This window comes from Mesotoga sp. UBA5825 (genome assembly GCF_002432955.1).
Classification (GTDB): domain Bacteria; phylum Thermotogota; class Thermotogae; order Petrotogales; family Kosmotogaceae; genus Mesotoga.
This window is the reverse complement of the sequence record NZ_DJHG01000089.1, coordinates 2,290-9,803: the sequence shown is the minus strand read 5'-3', so window position 1 is coordinate 9,803 and position 7,514 is coordinate 2,290. Positions and strand designations below refer to the sequence as shown.

General features: G+C 41.5%; 7 protein-coding genes and 1 pseudogene. 6 read left to right on the top strand and 2 right to left on the bottom strand.

Annotated elements, in window-relative coordinates; translation table 11 throughout:
• The 4 genes and pseudogenes from B3N33_RS09040 to B3N33_RS09020 form a co-directional block, all read left to right on the top strand.
• A pseudogene (locus B3N33_RS09040) lies at positions 1-655 on the top strand (Gfo/Idh/MocA family protein); the annotation flags it as partial.
• 66 nt (positions 656-721) lie between these two features.
• Positions 722-1,750 carry a glycosyltransferase family 2 protein gene (locus B3N33_RS09030; protein WP_292593072.1) on the top strand — a complete coding sequence of 343 codons (1,029 nt, stop codon included), beginning with the start codon at positions 722-724 and terminating at the stop codon, positions 1,748-1,750.
• A 43-nt stretch (positions 1,751-1,793) separates the two neighbouring features.
• Positions 1,794-2,687 (top strand): glycosyltransferase family 2 protein, encoded by an 894-nt coding sequence (locus B3N33_RS09025; RefSeq protein WP_292593068.1) that lies wholly within the window; start codon positions 1,794-1,796, stop codon positions 2,685-2,687.
• A 46-nt stretch (positions 2,688-2,733) separates the two neighbouring features.
• Positions 2,734-3,675 (top strand): glycosyltransferase, encoded by a 942-nt coding sequence (locus tag B3N33_RS09020; RefSeq protein ID WP_422655905.1) that lies wholly within the window; start codon positions 2,734-2,736, stop codon positions 3,673-3,675.
• Position 3,676: 1 nt separating this feature from the next.
• Here B3N33_RS09020 and B3N33_RS09015 read toward each other — a convergent pair whose 3' ends face one another.
• Both B3N33_RS09015 and B3N33_RS09010 read right to left on the bottom strand, forming a co-directional pair.
• Entirely contained in the window at positions 3,677-4,819 is a 1,143-nt protein-coding gene (locus B3N33_RS09015) for a glycosyltransferase (protein WP_292593063.1), read from the bottom strand.
• A 185-nt stretch (positions 4,820-5,004) separates the two neighbouring features.
• Positions 5,005-5,928 carry a glycosyltransferase gene (locus B3N33_RS09010; protein WP_292593062.1) on the bottom strand — a complete coding sequence of 308 codons (924 nt, stop codon included), beginning with the start codon at positions 5,926-5,928 and terminating at the stop codon, positions 5,005-5,007.
• A 269-nt stretch (positions 5,929-6,197) separates the two neighbouring features.
• Here B3N33_RS09010 and rfbA point away from each other — a divergent pair, with 269 nt between their 5' ends.
• Both rfbA and B3N33_RS09000 read left to right on the top strand, forming a co-directional pair.
• Complete coding sequence (gene rfbA, locus B3N33_RS09005; protein ID WP_292593060.1) at positions 6,198-7,073, top strand: glucose-1-phosphate thymidylyltransferase RfbA; 876 nt, start codon at positions 6,198-6,200, stop codon at positions 7,071-7,073.
• 70 nt (positions 7,074-7,143) lie between these two features.
• On the top strand, positions 7,144-7,514 hold a 371-nt coding region (locus B3N33_RS09000), incomplete at its 3' end, for a four helix bundle protein (RefSeq protein WP_292593058.1).

The following is a 7,514-nucleotide window of genomic DNA, read 5'->3' as shown; positions in this document are numbered from 1 at the left end:
TGGAACAGAAACGAAGAGTACTACAAACAAGCCAGCTGGAGAGGAACATGGGCGATGGATGGCGGAACGATAATGAACCAGTGCGCGCACAACATAGACCTTCTCCAGTGGATGCTAGGAGGAGATGTCCAAGAGATATTTGCAATGACAGAGAACTACAATCATCCATATATAGAGACAGAGGATTTCGGGGCCGCAATTGTTAGATTCAAGAACGGATCGATTGGTATAATCGAAGGAACGGCAAACGTATATCCGAAGAATCTGGAAGAGACTCTCTCTGTCTTCGGTGAAAAGGGAACTGTTGTCTTGGGAGGTCTGGCGGTCAACAAGATTCAGACATGGAGATTTGACGGCGAAGACTCACATCCGTTAATGGAATTGCCCGATCCCGATACAGTATANNCTCGGTGGACTGGCAGTAAACAAGATCCAGACCTGGAGATTCGAAGGTGAGGATTCACACTCTTTCATGAGTCTTCCAGACCCGGAAACGGTTTATGGCTCTGGTCATATAACAGCCTTTGAAGACTTCGCCAGGGCAATCATCGAAGATCGCGAACCTTTTGTCAACGGAGAAGAAGGGAAGAAATCCGTGGAAATCATTCTTGGAATATATAAGTCTGCTAGAGAAGGAGTTCCTGTAAAACTCTAAGAACAGCCTCTGGTTCTGTGTGATCTCTTTATTAGAATTCGGCCTTTTATTCCAGGATGCAGAAATGTGGTGAACAGTTTGAAATTGCCGAAAGTTTCGATTATTATACCTGCCAGAAACGAAGAAAAGTTCATCGAGAGATGCGTTAAGTCATTTCTAGACTGTGACTACCCCGGAGAACTCATAGAGGTAATCGTGGTTGATGGAATGAGTGAAGATGGAACAAGAGATATCGTGAACGAAATCTCAATACGAGACAACAGAGTATTGTTAATTGACAACGAAAAGAAGATAACTCCCATTGCGATGAACTTAGGAGTAAAAGCTTCAACAGGGGAATACATATTCTTCAGCGGCGCACACAGCGAAATGCCATCTGACTATATCTCTAAATGCGTCCGGCATGCAATAGAAAGCGGTGCAGACAATGTGGGTGGAGTAGTGAAAACAGTACCAAGAGTCAAATCGTCCGTAGGGATAGCGATCTCGAAGGTTCTTTCCAGCCCGCTTGGGGTGGGAGGTGCAAAATTCAGGACGGGCGTTAGCAAACCCACCGAAGTAGATACTGTTCCTTTCGGTTGCTACAAACGAGAGGTCTTCGATAGAATCGGTTATTTCAACGAAAATCTTGTAAGGAATCAAGACATAGAATTCAACTTGAGGTTGAAACGAGCGGGGGGGAAAATAATCCTCTTCCCTGACATTGAGCTGACTTACTACTCGCGATCAACCTACAAAGAACTCTGGAGAAACAACTTTGGCAATGGCTTCTGGGTTATTGCTGCGAAGAAGTATGCCGAGGTTCCGTATTCAAGAAGGCATCTGGTCCCACTTTTTTTCGTTCTATTCCTAATCTTGACTGTTCTAAATTGTTTTTTGCTGAGTAGCTGGAACTTGTTCTTCTTGTCTGTTGTGTCGTTATATTTCTTGCTGACATCTCTTGCATCTGCGAAGCACGCTATTGAGGAGAGAAATTTTCCAGTCTTCTTTGCTTCAATTATTGCGTATTTCGTTCTTCATGTTTCGTATGGTCTAGGGTCTCTTTGGGGCTTAGTAAATTCAGCCATGATTATGATCACGGAGAAGCAGTTATGAAGTATGTCCAAAGGAGTTACTTTCTATTAGGGAATCTGCTCTTATGAATGAAGAAAGAATACCTGGACTTGTAAGCATTATCATACCCACCTATAATAACCAAGAGACAGTTGGCGAAACACTTAAATCATGTATTGAACAGTCCTATGATGATATAGAGCTAATAGTCGTGAACGATGGTTCTTCCGACCAGACTGAAAACGTTATTCAGTCTTTTAGAGATGCAAGAATCAGATATTGTTCGACAAAGAACTACGGTGTTTCTCATGCGCGGAATCTGGGTCTCGAAATCTCAAGGGGTGAATTTATACAGTTTCTGGACGCAGATGATCTCATAAGTCGTTCGAAACTTGATGCTCAGACTCGCTTCCTGAGAAATAACGAATACGTTGATTTGGTTTACTGCTTTACTGAGTACTTCAGGGAAGACAAGAGGCAAGTCATCTACGTAAATAACTACGTCTTTGAGGGAGATGTTGCGCACAGGATGATGCGAGGGAATTTTCTTCCCATTCATGCACCATTGATCAGATGGTGCGATTTGACATTTGACGAACAGCTGGGCAATTTGGAAGATTGGGATTACTGGATACGATTTGCATTGAGTGGAAAAAAGTTTGCATGTATCCCTGAGGTACTGTGTTCTGTTAGGATTCGTGACAAGAGCAGATCTTCGGATTACCAAACAGTACTCAAGTACTATCTTCCTGTTGTGGACAAATACTCTCACATTTGTGACTATGAAAAGGATATCAGCTATGTCAAATTCGTAAGACTTGCTGAGCTCGGTAGTAAGAGAAGCCTTCATTATCTTAAGAAGCTCCACAAGAATTATCCAAAAGGCACCGTAAGGGATTTCTTCCTGATGATCTATCTGTGGACAAAGTGCTATCTGAAACGTTTAATGTGGTTTCTTGGGATAAAGAAGAGTTGGTAGTTATAAGCAAGGAGGAGTTAGGTTGGCTCAACTTTTCAGTGTTGTTGTGGTGACTCATAATCATGAACATTTCGTTGAGGAGTGCTTAGAGAGCATAAGCAATCAGTCTTTGAAGGAAATCGAACTTGTAGTCGTTGACGATGCTTCAACTGACAATACAAACGATGTTGTTGACTCGTGGTTTTCAAGAAACGATAAGCGATTTGTTAGAAAGGTTGCAATTAGAAACGAGAGAAGACTTGGTGTATCAAAGACTCACACAATTGGTGTATCGGAGACTACTGGGGATTTAGTCAAATACATTGCTGGAGACGACTTACTATGCGTAAATGCATTGGAGGAAATCGCTAGATTTGTTTCACATCTATCTGAGTTCTACTTTGGTTATGGGATGGCCGTACCTTTTTATGACAGTCTTGCAACTGGTACAAGGGTCTTCACCNNCGAAGAGATTCCTAGGAGTAGGTTCCTTAAGGATTACGGAAGCGACTGTAAAAGGCAATTTAGAAAGTTAGCTTGCTTCGATTTCATTCCTGCACCAAGTACCTTTTTCTCGAGAAGAGCAATTGAAAAAATTGGCTTCTTTGACGAAGAGTTCACTAGGACCGAGGACTGGCATACTTGGCTCAAGTTTCTTCTTAACGACATGAATTACTCGGTACTTAGAAAGCCAATCGCTTTATGGCGGCGCCACAGACAATCAATTAGCACAAGGTCTTCGATATCTCCAGATAGAAGCTTCTTGGAAGACCAAATTGCGGTTATTGATAAATATATCACTCCGAATATTAGCCGCCTGAATTGTTTAGAGCGATATCATGTTTTCTGCGACAGAAAATATAGGAAAACAATGGCTGAAGGAACTGAAAGAACCACCTCAAGATTTCTGTCAAAAGTCTATCTAGCAATTGACCCCTTGATGTGGCGCCGAATAGTCGAAATAACTACTAGCGGTTCCAGCAAGGAAATTAGACTGAACACAGGATGATCTAATCAATGGCCAGTGTCTCCTTCATGATTCTCATCTCGCGACCAACGATATTTGCCCATGAGAATTGACTAGCATATTGAGCAAGAATTTCGGGTTCCCTTGGATTCTCGAGTAGTTCGATAGCAGCTTGAGCAAATCTGTCAAGAAACGAGTTTCCCGGTTCAACAAGAATTCCGTTATAGCTATTGCCAATAGCCTCAGGAGTACCTCCGACTTTTGTTGCAACTACTGGTGTTCCGCATGCTATAGATTCAAGTATTACTGATCCCCAACCTTCATTCCTACTTGGTACTAGCAAGACGTCAAGGTCATTCATGACTTCAGCCAGCCTCTTTTGATCAACAAAACCAATAGAAACATGGCTTATTCCACTAGATTGGAGTTGCCTCTCAACTGACTTTCTGAGGCTTCCTTCCCCCACCAATACAAACTTAATTGGGATGTCATTTCTAGCCTTTCTTATCCTGTCGAAGACTCCAGGTAGATTATCAACACCCTTAATCGGCTCAAATCTTCCAATATAGCCGATAGTAACTCCTGGTTTTCTTTGTCGCTGTTCAGGTAATACTCGGAATATTTCAGTGTTGATACCATTAGGAGATACAAACGAATTACGGGCTGCCCCATACTTTGATTCCGACAACTTCTTAAGTCCATCACTGACAAAAAAGCAAATATCCGAAGCTTGTATAAGAGATCTTGTCTTTTCATGTGATCGATGATTCTTGAATCGCAAATCATGAATATCGCTTCCATGAAAGAATTGAACATGAGGAATACCCATTTTGGTAGCGGCACTACTGGCGCCCCAGCCAGTAGGACCCCAGTGGGTTATAATAAGGTTGGGCCGCAGTCTCATAGAAATCGTTCTTACAATTCTTTCAATTGGTTTGTCTCTGGGAACTAGAAAATACCTAGGATATTCAATTGCCAAATCGTCTTCTAGCAAGAGCTCTTTCGGTGGATACCTCGAAAACCTCTGTGAGAAACGACCTAAGATATCTGAGGAGATAATATTCACGGGAGAAACAGCCCTTACTTCGCAGAAGTTCCTGTAGTGTCTTAGCCTATCTACAACTGCAGCACCAGCAATTCTATTATCTAGAAGAGGAGCAAGTCCTGTAAGCAAAAGAATTCTCATTTCTTCTCTCCCTTAATAACTAAGCGGTGATTTCGATGACCTTTATTTTTTGGCTCCCAAAAAAACTGTTAAGTTATGACTTCACGTTAGCGCGAGAGTGTCAAACTATTACGTAAGTGAAAGGATCATTGTAGTAATAACTCGGAACAGATTCGAGAACCTGGCTCTATCTATTAGCTCTAATATTATGTTTGAAGAAAATGGATTTGTTTTACCCACATAATAATCGGAGACCAAATCCTAAAGTACATGAATCTTGATATCCTTACAATTGTAATAAGAACCTTGCCATACCTTCTGTAATTTGTGAGGAAATATTCCTCAGAAGCGATTTGGATTTCTGAGGTTCTTGAAGCTTTATCAAGTTTCTTTGTAGAAGCTCCAAATTCGTGGTACACTGATACTTCATCACAGTATTTCATTGAAAAACCTTTGCCTTTAAGTCTTTCCGCAAGGATTGGTTCTTCCATGTAAAGAAAGGTGTTCTCATCAAAGAAACCAACTTCTGATACCTTTTCAATACTCATGAGCATGAAAGAGCCCGAGACCCAGTATAGGCTGGGAAGGCGCAGATAAGAATCCACTCTAGTGATCCTCTCTACAATCCTAACCAAAGGATACAACATTGGACGCACTATGAACTCATACGCATCTGGAATTCGTCTTGGGTGATTAATTATTCCTGTAGGTGTCACTACCTTTGGACCCACTACCGCTACATTTGATGAAGTTTCTATACATCGAATAAGCGAACTGAGAACCTCTCTTTCCAAAGAGATATCGCTATTGGAGATTAGTGCATATTTGTAATTGTTCTTCATAGCAATTCTCAACCCAATATTGTTTCCTTTGGCGTATCCCAAGTTCTCAGGCAAGAGTAGAATTCTGAGGCCCTCATTAGGCGATCTTTCACAGTCTTCCAAATTGCTGAAAGTATGAGCGCCGTACTCCGTTTTAAGCGATTCTAGGATCTCTCGTTCTCTGGAACAAGAACAATTGTCGATTACTAAGACATCACAATCGTACTTCAAAGCGACAAGCTGTCTTACTAGATTGACAGTCCTAAGTGAGTCATTCCAGTTTAGTATAAGAGCAAGAGTCTCTTTCATCTTTTCTCCTTAAGCAGCAAGAATTAGGCTTTCTCTAATGTATTAGAACATAGGGCAAAGCAGAACCTCACAATTAGCTATCTCAAAGTGTGTCATTGAATGAATAAGTCACGTATATTACATTGTAGCAAAAGTAATACATATCGTATACTTATTTAGGTGGCTACTGAATGTGAGATACAAGATACATGTCATAGATGAAAAATGGAGTTGAAGACAGATTCATTGCTTCATAAACGCCGAATTGTGATTGAAAGGTGGTTGATGTTTTGAAAGGAATAATCCTGGCAGGTGGAGCGGGAACAAGGCTTCATCCGATCACAAAAGCTATTTCGAAGCAAATCCTCCCAGTTTATGACAAACCCATGATCTACTACCCGCTTTCAGTACTTATGCTTGCAGGAATCAGAGAAATCCTTATCATCTCGACACCAAGAGATCTCCCGGTGTTTAAGGAACTCTTTGGTGATGGCTCTCTTCTAGGAATGTCATTCAACTATAAGATTCAGAGTGAACCTCGAGGTCTTGCAGACGCTTTCATAGTTGGAGAGGAATTCATTGGTTCAGAAAAGGTTGCTATGATCCTTGGAGATAACATATTCTATGGACAGGGTTTGTCTGGATCACTTAAGAGTGCAGCCGAGCTTCAGTCCGGGGCAGTTATCTTTGGTTACTATGTGAAGGACCCACGTGCTTATGGAGTTGTCGAGTTCGATAATGCAGGTAACGTCGTTTCGATAGAAGAAAAGCCTGAAAAGCCTAAATCTCATTATGCGGTCCCGGGTCTTTATTTCTACGACAATCGAGTCGTAGAACTTGCAAAGAACCTCAAACCTTCCGCAAGAGGCGAAATTGAAATAACCGACCTGAATAGAGAGTACTTGAAAATGGGGGAGCTTAGAGTCGAATTGTTCGGCAGAGGAATGGCCTGGCTCGATACCGGAACTCATGACAGCTTGCTTGAAGCAAGCAACTTCGTTGAGACAATACAGAAGAGACAGGGTTTCTACATTTCTTGTATAGAAGAAATCGCTTATAGAAAGGGTTTCATAGATAGAGAACAGCTTCTAAGACTCTCAGAACCTCTTATTAAGACTGATTATGGGAAGTATCTAAGGGATATCGCGGAGAATGGTAGTTTATAGCAGATTGGCAGATTAGCGGGTTAGCTGATTAGTTAAATAATGGAATTACTTATGAAAGGGTGAGAAAGAAATGGCACAATTGAGGTTCAAAGATCTTGATGTTTGGAAAGTCTCTATGGATCTGGTTGTGAAAGTCTACGAGATCACTCGAGAATTCCCCAAAAGTGAGCAGTTTGGACTGGCATCACAACTGCAGAGATCTGCAGTCTCCATACCTTCGAATATCGCCGAAGGATCCGGGAGAGGAACAAGAAAAGACTTTGCGCATTTCCTTGATCAAGCTCGAGGCTCTCTGCTTGAGGTTATTACTCAGCTTGAGATTTCGAGATCATTGAACTACGGAGATTCAGACAAGATAAAAGCAATACAACTTGAATATGAGATACTTGGAATGAGAATAAACGCTCTGATAAAGACCATCAAAGATTCCAAAAGAACTGA

Excerpts from the sequence above, each read along its gene's own strand:
- B3N33_RS09025 (WP_292593068.1), top strand. The coding sequence starts at position 1,794 with ATGAATGAAGAAAGAATACCTGGACTTGTAAGCATTATCATACCCACC.
- B3N33_RS09015 (WP_292593063.1), bottom strand. The coding sequence starts at position 4,819 with ATGAGAATTCTTTTGCTTACAGGACTTGCTCCTCTTCTAGATAATAGA.
- B3N33_RS09010 (WP_292593062.1), bottom strand. The coding sequence starts at position 5,928 with ATGAAAGAGACTCTTGCTCTTATACTAAACTGGAATGACTCACTTAGG.